The sequence below is a fragment of the Streptomyces sp. NPDC034103 genome (genome assembly GCF_055575395.1).
In genome coordinates this window covers 625,570-641,241 of record NZ_JBVISS010000003.1, presented here as the reverse complement: position 1 = coordinate 641,241, position 15,672 = coordinate 625,570, and the positions used below count along the sequence as shown (strand labels likewise).

Here is a 15,672-nt window from a genome sequence, read left to right as displayed (position 1 = left end):
TCGTGTCGTACTGCAGAGAGGACGGGCTTACGGGCGACGGATCGCGTCGGCCGCTGCCGTGGCCGCCGGACCGGCGGCCAGCTCGGTCTCCAGGAGCTGCTTGCCGAGCAGTTCCGGGTCCGGGAGCTCCATCGGGTACTCGCCGTCGAAGCAGGCACGGCACAGGTTCGGCTTGGCGATGGTGGTCGCCTCGATCATGCCGTCGATGGAGATGTACGCCAGGGAGTCGGCGCCCAGCGAGGTGCCGATCTCGTCGATCGTCATGCCGTTGGCGATGAGCTCGGCGCGGGTGGCGAAGTCGATGCCGAAGAAGCAGGGCCACTTCACGGGCGGGGAGGAGATCCGGATGTGGACCTCGGCGGCGCCCGCCTCGCGGAGCATGCGGACCAGGGCGCGCTGGGTGTTGCCGCGCACGATCGAGTCGTCGACGACGACCAGGCGCTTGCCCTTGATGACTTCCTTCAGCGGGTTCAGCTTCAGCCGGATGCCGAGCTGCCGGATCGTCTGGGAGGGCTGGATGAACGTACGCCCCACATAGGCGTTCTTCACCAGGCCCGCGCCGAAGGGGATGCCGGAGGCCTCCGCGTAACCGATCGCCGCCGGGGTGCCGGACTCCGGGGTCGCTATGACCAGGTCGGCCTCGACGGGGGCTTCCTTCGCGAGCTTGCGGCCCATCTCCACCCGGGAGAGGTAGACGTTGCGGCCGGCGATGTCGGTGTCGGGGCGCGCCAGGTAGACGTACTCGAAGACACAGCCCTTGGGCTTCGCTTCCGCGAATCGGGAGGTGCGCAGGCCGTTCTCGTCGATGGCGACGAACTCGCCCGGCTCGATCTCGCGGACGTAGGAGGCGCCGCAGATGTCGAGGGCGGCGGACTCCGACGCGACGACCCAGCCGCGCTCCAGGCGGCCGAGGACCAGCGGGCGGATGCCCTGCGGGTCGCGACCGGCGTACAGGGTGTGCTCGTCCATGAAGACGAGCGAGAACGCGCCCTTGACCTGCGGGAGGATCTGGTGGGCCGCCTCCTCGATGGTCAGCGGCTTGCCGTCCTCGTCGACCTGGGCCGCGAGGAGCGCGGTCAGCAGGTCGGTGTCGTTGGTGGCGGCCACCCGGGTCGAGCGGCCGTTGGTGTCCTTGGGGAGGTCGGCGACCATCTCGGCGAGCTGCGCCGTGTTGACGAGGTTGCCGTTGTGGCCGAGCGCGATCGAGCCGTGCGCGGTGGCACGGAACGTCGGCTGGGCGTTCTCCCACACGGAGGCTCCGGTGGTCGAGTAGCGGGCGTGACCGACCGCGATGTGACCCTGGAGGGAACCGAGAGAGGTTTCGTCGAAGACCTGGGAAACGAGGCCCATGTCCTTGAAGACGAGGATCTGGGAGCCGTTGCTGACCGCGATTCCCGCGGATTCCTGGCCCCGATGCTGGAGGGCGTAGAGCCCGAAGTAAGTGAGCTTGGCGACCTCTTCACCCGGAGCCCAGACACCGAAGACGCCGCAAGCGTCCTGGGGGCCCTTCTCGCCGGGGAGCAGATCATGATTGAGTCGACCGTCACCACGTGGCACGTTTCCGAGTGTAGGCGAGGTCGGCCACTGGTCCGCATTGGGGATACGGACCTTTGGTGACTCCCCCGGTGGCGAGTGCTTTGGCGGATTTTTCGTTTTCGCTGGTCAGCGCGGTGTGTCGCCAGCTTCTCCGCAGAGATGAGTGAGGTGCCGCACACCTCTCAGCCGGTGGACTCCGTCAGGCGGACGGTGTCTCCGCTCGCGGTCGTGAGCGTGAGGTGGTCGTCGCTGACGGCGGTCTTCAGGGGGCCGCCGACGAGGGTGCCGGCGAGGATCCGCTCGAAGGTCATGACGGGCTTCTCGCAGGCCATCCTGGTGGTCGTGGCACGGCTCAGCCGGATGGTGCCGTCCGCCGCGGTGGTGACCTTGGCGTTGAAGTGGTTGCAGCCGTAGCTGCCGGCCGCCCTGCCGTCCTCGATCTCCACGTCGGCCCCGGTGGGCGCCTTGTGGGTGGTGCCGTCGACGGTGACGCTGTCGACGTTCCAGTGGACGCCGGTGACGGGTTTCTCGGCGCCGACCGAACCGCTGCCCGCCGTCTCGGAGCCGCAGGCCGCGGCGAGCGGGAGCACGGTCAGGACGACGAGGGTCAGTCGCTGTGTGTCCATGCCGATGGGACGGGTGGGGCGCCGAACGGGTTCCCTCGCCGGTTCTTCCGGGGGACGGCTCAGCCCATGAGGGGCAGCAGTCCGCCGAGGTCCGCCCGCTCACCGCTGGCGCTGACCTTCGCGTCCTCGACGGCCTCCCGCCACGTCACCCGGCCGGTCGCGAGCCGGATCCAGGTCAGCGGGTCGGTCTCGACGACGTTCGGCGGGGTGCCGCGGGTGTGCCGCGGCCCCTCGACGCACTGCACGACGGCGTACGGCGGGATCCGCACCTCGGTCGAGCCGCCCGGCGCCCTCGCGGCGAGCGCGTCGGCCAGCAGGCGGGTGCAGGCGGCGAGGGCCTGGCGGTCGTGGGGAACGTCGAGGCCGGGCAGCGCGGCGTTGAGGTCGTCGGTGTGGACGACGAGTTCGACGGTACGGGTGACCAGGTAATCGGCGAGGGTCATGGCGCCGGTGCGGGTGCCCAGGAGGCGGTCGCCGGGGGTCTCGGCGAGCTTGCGGGTGAGGCGTTCCTCGGTGTCGGCACAGAGGGCGACGAGGTCGGGGTGGGCGGCGGCCAGTGCGCGGGTGTCGTCGGAGATGCCCTCGGCGCGGGTGGCGGTGGCGAAGGGCCACTCCAGGAGGGTCAGGCCCGGCTCGGCCGGCTCGTCGCGGTCGATGTTCCGGCTGACGGTCTCCACGGCCATGGTGAGGTGCGCGGCGAGGTCCCGGACGGTCCAGTCACCGAGGCGGGTGGGCCGGGCGAGCTGCTCGTCGGTGAGGGTGCCCACGGCTCGGCGCACGTGGTGGAACTGGGCGAGCACCGCGGTGCGGATCTTGGCGGGGTCGTAGGCGCGGGTGCGCTTCTTGGCCGGGGGCATGGGGGTCAGCCTAGGGTTCCCGGCCCCTGCCTCGCCGCCTGCCCTCCTCGGGCGCCGGTGGGGCCCGGGATGCCGGAAGACCCCGTCCGTGGGGGCGGGCGGGGCCTTCCGGGGCGTGCGGGTGGCTACGCGAGGAGCGCCGGGATGGTCTCCTCGTGTGCCGTGCGCAGCTCCTCCAGGGTGAGCTCGAACTCGCCCTGGAGCTCGACCGTCTCGCCGTCCACGACACCGATGCGGGTGACGGGCAGTCCCCGTGCGCCGCACATGTCGTTGAAGCGGACCTCCTCGGAGCGCGGGACCGCGACGACCGCGCGGCCGGCCGACTCCGAGAACAGCAGCGTGAACGCGTCCAGACCGTCCGGGACGATCAGGCGGGCGCCCTTGCCGCCGAGCAGTGCCGACTCCACGACCGCCTGGATCAGGCCGCCGTCGGAGAGGTCGTGCGCGGAGTCGATCATGCCGTCGCGGGAGGCGGAGATCAGGATCTCGGCGAGCAGCCGCTCGCGCTCCAGGTCGACCTTGGGCGGCAGACCGCCGAGGTGGTCGTGGACGACCTGGGACCAGGCCGAGCCGCCGAACTCCTCACGGGTGTCACCGAGGAGGTACAGCAGCTGGCCCTCCTCCTGGAAGGCGACCGGCGTGCGGCGGGCCACGTCGTCGATGACGCCGAGGACCGCGACCACGGGGGTCGGGTGGATGGCGACCTCGCCGGTCTGGTTGTACAGCGAGACGTTGCCGCCGGTGACCGGGGTGCCCAACTGCTGGCAGGCGTCGGCCAGTCCGCGGACCGCCTCCGCGAACTGCCACATGACGGCCGGGTCCTCGGGCGAGCCGAAGTTCAGGCAGTCGGAGACCGCGAGGGGCTTGGCACCGGTCGTCGCCACGTTCCGGTAGGCCTCCGAGAGCGCCAACTGCGCGCCCGCGTACGGGTCGAGCTTCGCGTAACGGCCGTTGCCGTCGGTCGCGATGGCGACCCCGAGGCCGGTCTCCTCGTCGATGCGGATCATGCCGGAGTCCTCCGGCTGGGCCAGCACCGTGTTGCCCTGCACGAAGTGGTCGTACTGCGAGGTGATCCACTTCTTGGAGGCCTGGTTGGGAGAGCTCACCAGCTGGAGGACCTGCTGCTTGAGCTCGTCACTCGACGAAGGCCGGGGCAGCTTGTTCGCGTCGTCGGCCTGGAGCTCGTCCTGCCAGGAGGGGCGGGCGTAGGGGCGCTCGTAGACCGGGCCGTCGTGCGCGACCGTGCGCGGGTCGACGTCGACGATCTTGCCGCCGTGCCAGTAGATCTCCAGCCGGTCGCCGTCGGTGACCTCACCGATGACGGTGGCGATGACGTCCCACTTGTCGCAGATCTCCAGGAACCGGTCGACCTTCTCCGGCTCCACGACCGCGCACATGCGCTCCTGCGACTCGCTCATGAGGATCTCCTCGGGCGAGAGCGTGGAGTCGCGCAGGGGTACGTCGTCCAGCGTCACGCGCATGCCGCCGGAGCCGTTGGAGGCCAGCTCGGAGGTGGCGCAGGACAGACCGGCCGCGCCGAGGTCCTGGATGCCGACGACCAGCTTCTCCTTGAAGGCCTCCAGGGTGCACTCGATGAGGAGCTTCTCCTGGAAGGGGTCGCCGACCTGCACCGCGGGGCGCTTCGAGGGCTTGGCGTCGTCGAAGGTCTCGGAGGCCAGGATCGACGCGCCGCCGATGCCGTCGCCGCCGGTCCGGGCCCCGTACAGGATGACCTTGTTGCCCGCGCCGGACGCCTTCGCGAGGTGGATGTCCTCGTGCCGCATCACACCGATGGCACCGGCGTTGACCAGCGGGTTGCCCTGGTAGCAGGCGTCGAAGACGACCTCGCCGCCGATGTTGGGCAGACCGAGGCAGTTGCCGTAGCCGCCGATGCCGGCGACGACACCGGGGAGCACGCGCTTGGTGTCGGGGTGGTCGGCGGCACCGAACCGCAGCGGGTCCACGACCGCGACCGGCCGCGCGCCCATCGCGATGATGTCGCGCACGATGCCGCCCACGCCCGTGGCCGCGCCCTGGTAGGGCTCGACGTAGGAGGGGTGGTTGTGCGACTCGACCTTGAAGGTCACGGCGTAGCCCTGGCCGACGTCCACCACGCCCGCGTTCTCGCCGATGCCGACGAGCATGGCGTCGGACTCGGGGGCCTTCTCGCCGAACTGGCGCAGGTGGACCTTGGAGGACTTGTACGAGCAGTGCTCGGACCACATGACGGAGTACATGGCGAGCTCGGCACCGGTGGGCCGCCGCCCGAGGATCTCGACGACCCTCTCGTACTCGTCCTTCTTCAGGCCGAGTTCGGCCCAGGGCAGCTCGACGTCGGGGGTCGCGGCCGCGTGCTCGACCGTGTCCAGAGGCGTCCGGCTCATGCGTTGACCAGCTTCTTGAGGATCGACGTGAAGAACGGGAGCCCGTCGGTACGGCCGGTACCGATCAGCGGCTCGGTGGCGTGCTCCGGGTGCGGCATGAGGCCTACGACGTTGCCGGCCTCGTTGGTGATGCCGGCGATGTCGCGGAGCGAGCCGTTGGGGTTGACGTCCAGGTAGCGGAAGACGACCCGCCCCTCGGCCTCCAGCTGGTCGAGCGTGTACTCGTCGGCGACGTACCGGCCGTCCATGTTCTTCAGCGGGATGTGGATCTCCTGGCCGGACGTGTAGTCGACGGTCCAGGCGGTGTCCGCGTTCTCCACCCGCAGCTTCTGGTCGCGGCAGATGAAGTGGAGGTGGTCGTTGCCGAGCATCCCGCCCGGGAGGAGGTGGGCCTCGGTGAGGATCTGGAAGCCGTTGCAGATGCCGAGGACGGGCAGACCCGCCTTCGCCTGCTCGATGACCGTCTCCATCACCGGCGAGAAGCGGGAGATGGCGCCGGCCCGCAGATAGTCGCCGTAGGAGAAACCGCCGGGAAGGACGACCGCGTCCACCTGGTGGAGGTCCTTGTCCTTGTGCCAGAGGGCGACCGGTTCGGCGCCCGCGAGGCGGATCGCGCGCTGGGTGTCCCGGTCGTCGAGACTTCCCGGGAAAGTGACGACGCCAATACGAGCGGTCACTTCACGGCCTCCGCGACTTCTTCGACCTTCACGGTGAAGTCCTCGATCACCGTGTTGGCGAGGAAGGATTCCGCAAGATCGTGGATGCGGGCGAGGACGGCCTCGTCGACCGGTCCGTCAACTTCCAGTTCGAATCGCTTTCCCTGACGTACGTCCGAGATGCCCTCGAAACCCAGGCGCGGCAGTGCGCGCTGCACCGCCTGGCCCTGGGGGTCGAGGATCTCCGGCTTGAGCATGACGTCGACTACGACGCGTGCCACGTGCACTCCCGGTGGTGTGGTGCTGAGCAGGTTCCTGCAAGGTGGTTTCAGACTACCCGCACAAAATTTCTACGCGCGTCGACTTGTAGGAAACTACGTGACGACCGTCACGATCTGGTATCGGGCCGGGCGTTCGCGAAAATTTCCGGGAAAGATCCCCGATCGACACCCGATACCTATTGCGCCCACCCGTCTCGCACCACCACCCTCAATCGAAGTCGCTTCCGCTCCCCCTTGATTTTTGACACGCGGAAGGATTTAGTCGGGCTTCCCATTGCATTGTCGGGCACTGTACAAATGAATTGGCACGTGCCGTATGAAGGGACCGATATTCGTGGCGCAGAAGGTCGTGGTCACTCTCTTTGACGACATCGACGGCTCGGAAGCGGCGGAAACGATCGCCTTCGGACTCGATGGCAAGTCGTACGAGATCGACCTGAATCAAGCGAATGCCAAGAAACTGCGTAAGGCGCTCGCGCCCTACGTGGACGCCGGCCGCAAGCGGTCGAGATCCGGCAAGGCCTACCGGCAGACGGAGGTCGCCCCCGACCCGGCGGCGGTCCGCGCCTGGGCCCAGGCGCGAAAGATGGATGTCCCCGCGCGGGGCCGGATCCCCAAGAAGGTCTACGAGGCCTTCGCCGAGGCGCAGTAGCCCCGGCCGACGGCCGGTCACCCGCCCCTCGGGACAGCCGACTTGCGTGGCACCCCACCTGGTCGGCTAGAGTCTGGAGCACGCCGAGGGGCGGGGACGGAAAAGCCCAGCCCACGAGGTACATGCGGGTGTAGTTCAGTAGTAGAACATCCCCCTTCCAGGGGGAAGGCGCAGTGTGCAATTCCTGTCACCCGCTCTGCACCACCATCTGACCACTCTTGTGGATCAGGTAGGATGGTGTCCGCGCCGATCGGTGAGAGCCGGTCGGATGCAGTGCGAACGTAGCTCAGTTGGTAGAGCGCAACCTTGCCAAGGTTGAGGTCGCGAGTTCGAACCTCGTCGTTCGCTCTTGATTCGAAGGCCCCCCGGCTTCTGTCGGGGGGCTTTTTCGTGGTTGGCGTACCCCTGACATTTGTCATGCACAGCGATGACAGCGCGCACTGCCCCCGGTCCCCGGACGCCGGGATGCTGGGTTCATGAACACGAACGTGATTGAGGTCACCGACCTGCGACGCGTCTACGGGGGCGGGTTCGAGGCGGTCCGCGGCATCAGCTTCTCCGTGGCCCGGGGCGAGGTCTTCGCGCTGCTCGGCACCAACGGGGCCGGCAAGACATCGACGGTCGAGCTGCTGGAAGGGCTCGCCCGGCCGGCCGGGGGCCGGGTGCGGGTGCTCGGGCACGACCCCTACGAGGAGCGGGCCGCCGTACGGCCGCGCACCGGGGTGATGCTCCAGGAGGGCGGGTTCCCGTCCGAGCTGACCGTCGCCGAGACCGCGCGGATGTGGGCGGGCTGCGTCAGCGGGGCGCGGCCGCCGCTGGAGGCGCTGGAGCTCGTCGGGCTCGCGCGGCGGGCCGACGTACGGGTGAAGCAGCTGTCCGGGGGTGAGCGGCGGCGGCTCGATCTGGCGCTCGCGCTGCTCGGGAAGCCCGAGGTGCTGTTCCTCGACGAGCCGACCACCGGGTTGGACGCCGAAGGGCGCCGGGACACCTGGGAGTTGGTGCGGGCGCTGCGGGACGGCGGGACGACCGTGCTGCTCACCACGCACTACCTGGAGGAGGCCGAGGGGCTCGCGGACCGGCTCGCGATCCTGCACGAGGGGCGGATCGCGGTCTCCGGGACCCCGGCCGAGGTGACGGCCGAGCAGCCCTCGCGGATCTCCTTCGAACTGCCCGACGGCTACTTCGTGGGCGACCTGCCACCGCTCGGCGAGCTGGGGGTGCTCTCCCACGAGGTCGACGGGAGGGTCGTACGGCTGCGGACGCGGGAGTTGCAGCGGGCGGCCACCGGGGTGCTGGTGTGGGCCGAGCGGGCCCGGGTGGAACTGCGCCGGCTCGATGTGCGGTCGGCGTCACTGGAAGAGGCGTTCCTGGGGATCGCGGCGGCCGAGGAGGTCACGGTATGAGCGGCGTCGCCACCACACCTGCGGGCCGGATGGGCGCGCTCGCCCGGGCCGAGTTCACGCTGCTCGGGCGCAGCAAGGCCACTCTCCTCACGGCCGTCCTGGTGCCGCTCGCACTGCCGTTCAGCCTGCGGCCCTTCGTCGACGACATGGACATCAAGGACGCCGGGCTCAGCGTCGGCCTGGTGCTGCTGCCGGCCGGGATCGGGTTCTCGCTGCTGTTCGGCGTCTACAGCGCCCTCGTCGGGGTCTACACCGCCCGGCGCGAGGAGCTGGTGCTCAAGCGGCTGCGCACCGGGGAGCCGCGGGACGCCGAGATCCTCCTCGGGGCCGCGCTGCCGATCGGGGCGACCGGGCTCGCGCAGTGCCTGGTGCTGGCCCTCGGGAGCACCGCCCTGCTGGACGTGGCCGCGCCGAAGGCGCCCCATCTGGCCGTGCTGGGACTGCTGCTGGGGCTGGTGATGTGCGCGGCGCTGGCGGCCGTCACGGCGGCGGTGACGCGGACCGTGGAGAGCGCGCAGGTCACCACGCTGCCGTTCGTGATGGTCTCGATGATCTTCTCGGGTGTCGCCGTCCCCCTGGACGTGCTGCCGGACCGGTTCGCGTCCGTCTGCGAGCTGCTGCCGCTGTCGCCGGTGATCACACTGGTCCGCGGCGGCTGGACGGGCAGCCTGTCGGTCTACGAGTCGCTGGGCGCCCTGGCCACCGCGCTGGCCTGGACCGCGCTCGCGGTGTTTGCTGTAGGACGGTGGTTCCGGTGGGAGCCGAGGCGCTGACGTACGGGGAGAGCATGGTCGGGCCGGGGGGCTGGTGGCGGCGCAAGAGCACGCCGCAGAAGGTGGAGACCTACACACGGTGGTCGTTCCACTCCATCGCGCTGGTCGAGGTCGTGGCGGTCGGACCGCCCATCGCCGCCGCGATCGGGGGCGTGCTGGGCGGCACGCTGTTCGCCCTGCTGTGCGTGCACTCGGCGCTCTGTGTCCTGACCGTCTCCCGCTCCCTGGACTGGGTGCGCGGCCGCCGCGGGCAGCCCGTGCGGCTGCTGTGGACGCTCGGCGCGTACTCCGCGGCGGTCGCCGTCACGGCGCTGGCCGTCGCCGAGCGCCGGCCGGAGGGGGGTGAGGGCGACTCGGCGGCGGGGGCCCTGTTCGGGGTCGTGCTGACCTACGGGGCCGGTGTCATCGCCCTCGGGGTGCGCAGCCGGCGCAGGATCTTCGCGACCGTCGGCGGGTTCGCGGCGGGCGCGGCCGCGATCGCGTTCCCCCTGGGCCTGCCGACCCTGCCCACCCTGATCACCGCGGTGGCGGTGCTCTTCGGCGGCGGGTTCATCGCCTTCAGCGCCGTCTTCTCCGTCTGGCTGCTCACCGCCGTCTACGCCCTCGACGAGGCCCGCGAGACCCGGGCCCGGCTCGCCGTCGCCGAGGAACGGCTGCGGTTCGGGCGGGACCTGCACGACGTCATGGGGCGCAACCTCGCGGTGATCGCCCTGAAGAGCGAGCTCGCCGTGCAGCTCGCTCGGCGCGGGCGGCCCGAGGCCGAGGCGCAGATGGTCGAGGTGCAGCGCATCGCGCGGGAGTCGCAGCGCGAGGTGCGGGAGGTCGTACGGGGGTATCGGGAGGCCGACCTCGGGGTGGAACTCGCCGGTGCGCAAGGGGTGTTGGAGGCGGCCGGGATCCGGTGCGAGGTGTCGGGGGACGCGGCCGGGCTGCCGGTGGACGTGCAGTCGACCCTGGGGTGGGTCGTGCGGGAGGCGACGACCAATGTGCTGCGGCACGGGGACGCCGGGCGATGCGAGGTGGCCGTACGGGTGACGGGCGAGAGGGTGGTGCTGACGGTGGAGAACGACGGGGCCGCCGCCCCCGCGGGACCGGGCGGATCCGGGCTCGCCGGACTGCGGGAACGGCTGACGGCCGTGGACGGGACGCTGGAGGCGGGCCCTGTGGGCACCGGTGTCTTCCGGCTGGTGGCCGACGTACCACTGCGAGTGAGCGAGGTCACGGCGTGACGGTCCGACTGCTGCTCGCCGACGACGAGCATCTGATCCGGGGCGCCCTGGCGGCGCTGCTCTCCCTGGAGGACGACCTCGCGGTCGTCGCCGAGGCCGCTTCCGGTCCCGAGGCGCTGGCGATGGCGAAGGCGCACGCCCCCGACGTCGCCGTGCTGGATCTCCAGATGCCCGGGGCGGACGGTGTGAGGGTCGCCACATCCCTGCGCGCCGAACTGCCCGGCTGCAAAGTGCTGATCGTGACCAGCCACGGCCGGCCCGGGCACCTCAAGCGGGCCCTGGAGGCCGGTGTGCGCGGGTTCGTCCCGAAGACGGTCAGCGCGCAGCGGCTCGCGGAGATCATCCGTACCGTGCACGCCGGAAACCGTTATGTCGACCCCGAGTTGGCCGCCGACGCCATCTCCGCCGGGGACTCGCCGCTGACGGCGCGGGAGGCCGAGGTGCTGGAACTGGCCGCCGACGGGGCGCCCGTCGCGGAGATCGCCGAGCGGGCCGCGCTGTCGCAGGGGACCGTACGGAACTATCTGTCGTCGGCCGTCTCCAAGCTCGGGGCGGAGAACCGGCACACGGCCGTGCGGCTCGCGCGGGAGCGAGGTTGGGTATAGTGGTTCTCGCGCCACGGCGCATGCGAACGTAGCTCAGTTGGTAGAGCGCAACCTTGCCAAGGTTGAGGTCGCGAGTTCGAACCTCGTCGTTCGCTCTGTTCGGCAAAGGCCCCCGGTTCTCACCGGGGGCCTTTCGCGTCACGACCAGCTCGTGCCCGTCAGCCGCTCGTACGCCTCGATGTACTTGGCTCGGGTGCGGTCCACGACCTCCTGCGGCAGCGGCGGCGGGGGCTGCTCGCTCTTGCGGTCCCAGCCGGACTCCGCCGAGGTCAGCCAGTCGCGCACGAACTGCTTGTCGTACGACGGCTGCGCGCGGCCCGGCTCCCACTGCTCGGCCGGCCAGAAGCGGGAGGAGTCAGGGGTGAGGACCTCGTCGGCGATGACGAGGGTGTCGCCGTCGAAGCCGAACTCGAACTTGGTGTCCGCGAGGATGATCCCCCGCTCCCGCGCGATGTCCCGGCCCCGGGAGTAGACGGCGAGGGTCGCCTGGCGCAGCTGGGCGGCGGTGTCGGCGCCGACCTGGCGGGCCACCTCCTCGTAGGGGACGTTCTCGTCGTGCTCGCCGACGGCGGCCTTGGTGGCCGGGGTGAAGATCGGGGCGGGGAGCTCGCTGCCGTCCGTGAGCCCCTCCGGGAGGGCGAGGCCGCAGACCGTGCGGGAGTCGTGGTACTCCACCAGGCCCGAGCCGGTGAGGTAGCCGCGGGCGACGGCCTCCACGGGGACCATCCGGAGCGACTTGCAGACCAGGGTCCGGCCCGCCCAGTCGGCGGGGGCGCCCTCGGGCAGGTCGGTGCTCAGGACGTGGTTGGGCATCAGGTCGGCGATCTGATCGAACCACCACAAGGAGAGCTGGGTGAGGACCCGGCCCTTGTCGGGGATCTGGGACGGCAGCACCCAGTCGAAGGCGGAGATGCGGTCGCTGGCGACCATCACGAGGTCGCCCGCCTCGTTCCGGTACAGCTCGCGCACCTTGCCGGTGTGGAGGTGGACCAGGCCCGGAACCTGAAGCGGCTCGGGCTTTTCTACGAATCCGGACACGGTTCCTCCCCGTGGTTCTGTCCAAGAGGCTCGATTGTCCCGTATGGGGGGCCGGGTCTCGGACAGGGGGTCTGTGGCCTGCGGGTCCTTGACGTCAGTCGCGCTTGCAGATGCGGTCCAGCAGGTTGGCGGTGGCGCGCTGGACGCGGGCGTCGACGTGTCCGGGGCGGTCCAGGGACGGGGACCACGCGAAGGTGCCGGACGCGAAGACCAGGGCGCCGGAGGGGGCGCGGTAGAGGGAGGTCTCCTGGTGGCGGAGGGTGCCCGCGGTGTCGGCGTACGGGGAGTGGGCGAGCAGGATGCGGTCGTCGTGCTCGGGGAGCGGGGTGCGCGGGAAGTACCGGTCGGCCTCGCCCGCGACCAGCCCCTCGATCTCGTCGCCGTCGTGGGCGCCGGTGGCCTCCCAGAGCCAGTGGTCGGCGTTGCGGACGATCAGGGGGGCCGGGTCGGGGACGCGGCCCGCGTACTGGATGCCGACGACCTGCTGCTCGGGGCGGTCGATCTCCCGCCACAGCACCGGACGGCCCGGGCCCCGGCGCTTGCGGCAGGTCAGCAGGCGGTCCGGGACGCCGGAGGGGGACGGGCCCAACTCCACCTGCCAGTACATGGTGTTGGCGGAGAGGAAGACCAGCGAGGTGCCGTGGTCGCGGGCGCGCTCCACCGTGCGGCGCATGGCGACCGACCAGTACTCGTCGTGGCCGGGGAAGACCAGGCCGCGGTAACGGGTGGGGTCCACCCGGCCGGAGTGCAGGTCGCGGGCGTCCGCGTAGGCCAGGTCGTAGCCGTAGCGCTCGGCGTAGCGGATGAAGTCGTAGGCGTGGCCCACGTGCAGGGGCAGACCGGCGCCCGCGTACGGGCGGTCGAAGGAGACGGTCGTCGCCGCGTCGGACTCGCCGAGGAGCCGGCCGTTCTCGTCCCACGCGTGGTACAGGCTGGCGCCCGTGCGGCCGTCCTCCGGGTAGAGGTTGTACGCCTGCCAGGTGACGTCCGGCAGGAGGAGGAGCAGGTCGGCGGGGTGGTCGTGGCGGACGGTGAAGGGGACGTGGGAGCGGTAGCCGTCGGCGGTGGTGAGGACGGCCACGTACGCCCCGACGCTCCAGAAGGACGGGACCTGAAGGCGCCAGCTCAGCCACCAGTGGTGGCAGGAGACCGTGCGGTCCGCGGCGAGCGGCGGGGGCTGGACGATGCCGGAGAGCCGCGGGCTGGTGGTGATCTTGGAGGCGCCGTCGCCGCCGTAGTGGCCGATGCGGTAGACGTCGACGCTGAACTCCTGCGGCGGGTCGACCGTGATGTGGAAGTCGATGGCCTCACCGGGCGCGACCGCGCCGGTCGCGGTGAAGCCCTTGATCTGGCGGCGGACGTCGTCCGCGGCGCGGGGGCCGCCGGCCCGGGGGGCGGGGACGCGGGGGGCGCCCGGTGTGGTGGGCTGCTGGGCGGGGTCCACGTACCAGGGGACGACCTGGCCGGTGTCGTCGAAGTACGTCGTCTCGCCGCGGAGCCAGGGGACCGGGCCCTGCCCGAAGGGGTCCGTCACCGCGTGCGCCAGCGCTCCCGACTCCCAGCGGCGGATCTGCTCCGACTCCATGGTTGCTCCCCTCCTTCGTGCCCCCGTGTGTTCGTGCGGTCAGGTGTTCGTGCGCGGTTGGCGTCGGCGAGGTCGGCGTCGGCGAGGTCTGCCTTGACGTGGTCGGCGTCGGGGTCTCGTCGGCGGCCGTTGACTGCCGTGGTGCGGTCGTGCGTTCGTGGCTGTGACGTCTGTCCTATGTCGCACGCCCTTGCCATGTGTGCGATCGGTCCCAGCACATCACATTCCGCACGCACGCTGTCACTAGTCGTTGCGAATTGGCCGAAAGTGGAATGAGGGCTTCCGGTAAGGGAGTTGCGTCGGCGCCGGGCGGGCCTCAGACGAGGCGGACCGGTTTCTCCGGGCGTATCCCGGACTCCAGCAGCCAGGCGCGCAGGGGGGCCGGGTCGCCGTCCTCGACGAGGCTGAGGACCACGGGTGCGAGGTCGGACGCGCGGTCGCCGTTGATGAGGAGGGTCGGGCCGTCGAGCCAGTCGAGGCCGGGGGCGGCGCCGGCGGTGTCCATCGCGGCGCAGCAGACCATGGCGGTGACGTGGTCGCTGAGCAGCTCACGGGAGGAGCGCGGGGCCTGCGGGGGGAAGAGCGGGAGCGAGCCGTCGTCCCAGAGGGTGGGGTCGGGGCTGTGGGGGGCCGGGGCGGCGGCTTCCTCGCGGGCGAGTTCGGCGGTGAGGGCCGCGGCGAGGGTGGCGGTGCGTTCGTCGTCGGCCGGGGCCTCGGGCGCGCCGTCGGCCCTCGCGCCGCCCGTGTGCCCCTGCGGCACGGCGGCGAGGCGCCGGGGAGCCGACAGGTGGTCCAGAACCCTCGCCAGGGTGGGCCCGGCGGTCTCCGCGGCGGTGGGCCCGGGGGTACGGCGGACTCCCTGGGCGTCCAGGACCCGGTGGAGGCGGGACGCGTCCAGGCGCCACTTCCGGTCCACGACCTCGTCCGGGTACTCCTGCCAGTCGACCGGGGACCAGTCGGGGCCGGACTCCGCCGGGCCGCCGTGGAAGAGGCGGGCGGCCAGGAGGGAGGTGGCCTCGTCGATCGCGCCGGGTTCCTCCAGGAGGTCACAGGCGGGGCGCTCGCCCAGGCGGGAGGCGAAGCCCTCGGCCAGGCGGTCGCGGCGGGACAGTTCCGTGAGGGCCGCCACCACTCCGGCGTCCAGGCGGGACGGCCAGCGGCCCATCCGCCAGGCCGGGAGCGCGACGCGGGTCAGCAGGCGGTCCCAGCCGGCGTACGCCAGCCCGACCTGTTCCTGGGCGACGATCCGCAGGCCGTAGTCCACGGCCTGGGCGCGCTCGGCGGCGGCCGCGGCGACCCCGCGCTCCATCTGGGTCGCGTGCTCCCGGACGCTGCGCAGCAGCAGGCGGGCCACCCAGCCGACGCCGGCGCAGACCACGCGGGTCAGCGGGCAGCGTCCGGGTGCCGAGGCCACGGCCACCGCGGCGTCCAGTCCGCGGACGAAGCGGCGGGCCGCGGCTATGTCCGGGTGGGCCGAGGGGCCCGTACCGGCGACGACGGGGGCGAGGACGGCGCGGAGTTCACCGACCCGCATCCACCACAGGAACGGGGAGCCGATGACCAGGACCGGGGCCGCGGTCGTACGCCTCGGGCCGCGGGCGCCGGTGAGCTCGTCGCGGTCCTCCTGCCTCGGCGGGCCGTGCGAGGGGTGGGTGCGGTCCTCCAGCCAGCTGTCGCAGTCCGGGGTGAGCGCTATCGCGGAGGGCGCGGGCACGTCGAGACGGTCGGCCAGGTCGCGCACCATGCGGTACAGGTCCGGGGCCGAGGCCTCGGCGATCGGGACCGTCGGACTCATCGCCGGGCGGGCGCGGGCGACGACCAGGGCGATACCGGCGGCGGCCAGCAGGACGAGGACGGCGACCGGGGTCACGGCCCAGCGGGCGGCGTGCCAGCCGGGGCCGACGAGGTGGCCGGCGGTGCCTCCGGCGTACAGCACCACGGCGACGGCCGCCGGCAGCAGCGCGACGGCGAGCGCCCGGCTGCGGACGCGCAGCACGGCGAGCGCCCAGGAACGCGCGGCCTGTGCGCCCGCTTCTCCACCCATTCC

14 protein-coding genes and 3 tRNA genes are annotated in these 15,672 nt (G+C 71.6%); 8 read left to right on the top strand and 9 right to left on the bottom strand.

Annotation, left to right across the window (positions count from 1 at the left end; all coding sequences use genetic code 11):
* Window positions 1–27: 27 nt before the first annotated feature.
* The 6 genes from purF to purS form a co-directional block, all read right to left on the bottom strand.
* Window positions 28–1,557 (bottom strand): amidophosphoribosyltransferase, encoded by a 1,530-nt coding sequence (purF, locus tag ACZ56U_RS09190; protein ID WP_398837021.1) that lies wholly within the window; start codon window positions 1,555–1,557, stop codon window positions 28–30.
* A gap of 161 nt (window positions 1,558–1,718) precedes the next feature.
* The gene (locus tag ACZ56U_RS09185) at window positions 1,719–2,162 is read right to left on the bottom strand and encodes an META domain-containing protein (RefSeq protein WP_469083367.1); all 444 of its coding nucleotides are present in this window, start codon (window positions 2,160–2,162) and stop codon (window positions 1,719–1,721) included.
* 59 nt (window positions 2,163–2,221) lie between these two features.
* Window positions 2,222–3,019: a maleylpyruvate isomerase family mycothiol-dependent enzyme gene (locus ACZ56U_RS09180; RefSeq protein WP_469083366.1), complete on the bottom strand. Its 798-nt coding sequence runs from the start codon at window positions 3,017–3,019 to the stop codon at window positions 2,222–2,224.
* Window positions 3,020–3,144: 125 nt separating this feature from the next.
* Window positions 3,145–5,403 carry a phosphoribosylformylglycinamidine synthase subunit PurL gene (purL, locus tag ACZ56U_RS09175; protein WP_469083365.1) on the bottom strand — a complete coding sequence of 753 codons (2,259 nt, stop codon included), beginning with the start codon at window positions 5,401–5,403 and terminating at the stop codon, window positions 3,145–3,147.
* On the bottom strand, window positions 5,400–6,080 hold the full coding sequence (purQ, locus tag ACZ56U_RS09170; RefSeq protein WP_469083364.1) for a phosphoribosylformylglycinamidine synthase subunit PurQ: 681 nt from the start codon (window positions 6,078–6,080) through the stop codon (window positions 5,400–5,402). Before purQ ends, purL begins: the two co-directional genes overlap by 4 nt.
* Window positions 6,077–6,340: a phosphoribosylformylglycinamidine synthase subunit PurS gene (gene purS, locus ACZ56U_RS09165; RefSeq protein ID WP_264928957.1), complete on the bottom strand. Its 264-nt coding sequence runs from the start codon at window positions 6,338–6,340 to the stop codon at window positions 6,077–6,079. Before purS ends, purQ begins: the two co-directional genes overlap by 4 nt.
* Before the next feature lie 334 nt (window positions 6,341–6,674).
* On the opposite strand from purS, the gene ACZ56U_RS09160 reads away from it, so the two are divergent.
* The 8 genes from ACZ56U_RS09160 to ACZ56U_RS09125 all read left to right on the top strand — a co-directional run bounded on the left by ACZ56U_RS09160 (window position 6,675) and on the right by ACZ56U_RS09125 (window position 11,097).
* Window positions 6,675–6,992 (top strand): histone-like nucleoid-structuring protein Lsr2, encoded by a 318-nt coding sequence (locus ACZ56U_RS09160; protein WP_469083363.1) that lies wholly within the window; start codon window positions 6,675–6,677, stop codon window positions 6,990–6,992.
* A 124-nt stretch (window positions 6,993–7,116) separates the two neighbouring features.
* Window positions 7,117–7,188: transfer RNA gene (locus ACZ56U_RS09155), tRNA-Gly, on the top strand.
* A 79-nt stretch (window positions 7,189–7,267) separates the two neighbouring features.
* A tRNA-Gly gene (locus tag ACZ56U_RS09150) sits at window positions 7,268–7,340 on the top strand.
* A 128-nt stretch (window positions 7,341–7,468) separates the two neighbouring features.
* Window positions 7,469–8,395, top strand: coding sequence for an ABC transporter ATP-binding protein (locus ACZ56U_RS09145; protein ID WP_469083362.1), 927 nt, complete (start codon window positions 7,469–7,471; stop codon window positions 8,393–8,395).
* The gene (locus ACZ56U_RS09140) at window positions 8,392–9,168 is read left to right on the top strand and encodes an ABC transporter permease (RefSeq protein ID WP_469083361.1); all 777 of its coding nucleotides are present in this window, start codon (window positions 8,392–8,394) and stop codon (window positions 9,166–9,168) included. The genes ACZ56U_RS09145 and ACZ56U_RS09140 overlap by 4 nt, the downstream gene beginning before the upstream one ends.
* A 14-nt stretch (window positions 9,169–9,182) precedes the next feature.
* Window positions 9,183–10,397: a sensor histidine kinase gene (locus tag ACZ56U_RS09135; RefSeq protein WP_469083417.1), complete on the top strand. Its 1,215-nt coding sequence runs from the start codon at window positions 9,183–9,185 to the stop codon at window positions 10,395–10,397.
* Window positions 10,394–11,002, top strand: a complete 609-nt coding sequence (locus ACZ56U_RS09130) for a response regulator (RefSeq protein ID WP_391233616.1) — start codon at window positions 10,394–10,396, stop codon at window positions 11,000–11,002. Before ACZ56U_RS09135 ends, ACZ56U_RS09130 begins: the two co-directional genes overlap by 4 nt.
* A 22-nt stretch (window positions 11,003–11,024) precedes the next feature.
* Window positions 11,025–11,097 (top strand) — tRNA-Gly (locus ACZ56U_RS09125).
* A 43-nt stretch (window positions 11,098–11,140) separates the two neighbouring features.
* Here ACZ56U_RS09125 and ACZ56U_RS09120 read toward each other — a convergent pair.
* The 3 genes from ACZ56U_RS09120 to ACZ56U_RS09110 all read right to left on the bottom strand — a co-directional run bounded on the left by ACZ56U_RS09120 (window position 11,141) and on the right by ACZ56U_RS09110 (window position 15,669).
* Complete coding sequence (locus ACZ56U_RS09120; protein WP_469083360.1) at window positions 11,141–12,040, bottom strand: phosphoribosylaminoimidazolesuccinocarboxamide synthase; 900 nt, start codon at window positions 12,038–12,040, stop codon at window positions 11,141–11,143.
* A gap of 94 nt (window positions 12,041–12,134) precedes the next feature.
* The gene (locus ACZ56U_RS09115; RefSeq protein WP_469083359.1) at window positions 12,135–13,625 is read right to left on the bottom strand and encodes a N,N-dimethylformamidase beta subunit family domain-containing protein; all 1,491 of its coding nucleotides are present in this window, start codon (window positions 13,623–13,625) and stop codon (window positions 12,135–12,137) included.
* Between the two features lie 316 nt (window positions 13,626–13,941).
* On the bottom strand, window positions 13,942–15,669 hold the full coding sequence (locus ACZ56U_RS09110) for a M48 family metalloprotease (RefSeq protein WP_469083416.1): 1,728 nt from the start codon (window positions 15,667–15,669) through the stop codon (window positions 13,942–13,944).
* Between the last annotated feature and the right edge of the window lie 3 nt (window positions 15,670–15,672).

What these genes read in the sequence shown, in the direction of transcription:
- ACZ56U_RS09185 (WP_469083367.1), bottom strand. Translation starts at nt 2,162, where the DNA reads ATGGACACACAGCGACTGACCCTCGTCGTCCTGACCGTGCTCCCGCTC.
- ACZ56U_RS09180 (WP_469083366.1), bottom strand. Translation starts at nt 3,019, where the DNA reads ATGCCCCCGGCCAAGAAGCGCACCCGCGCCTACGACCCCGCCAAGATC.
- purL (WP_469083365.1), bottom strand. Translation starts at nt 5,403, where the DNA reads ATGAGCCGGACGCCTCTGGACACGGTCGAGCACGCGGCCGCGACCCCC.
- ACZ56U_RS09145 (WP_469083362.1), top strand. Translation starts at nt 7,469, where the DNA reads ATGAACACGAACGTGATTGAGGTCACCGACCTGCGACGCGTCTACGGG.
- ACZ56U_RS09140 (WP_469083361.1), top strand. Translation starts at nt 8,392, where the DNA reads ATGAGCGGCGTCGCCACCACACCTGCGGGCCGGATGGGCGCGCTCGCC.
- ACZ56U_RS09135 (WP_469083417.1), top strand. Translation starts at nt 9,183, where the DNA reads ATGGTCGGGCCGGGGGGCTGGTGGCGGCGCAAGAGCACGCCGCAGAAG.
- ACZ56U_RS09115 (WP_469083359.1), bottom strand. Translation starts at nt 13,625, where the DNA reads ATGGAGTCGGAGCAGATCCGCCGCTGGGAGTCGGGAGCGCTGGCGCAC.
- ACZ56U_RS09110 (WP_469083416.1), bottom strand. Translation starts at nt 15,669, where the DNA reads ATGGGTGGAGAAGCGGGCGCACAGGCCGCGCGTTCCTGGGCGCTCGCC.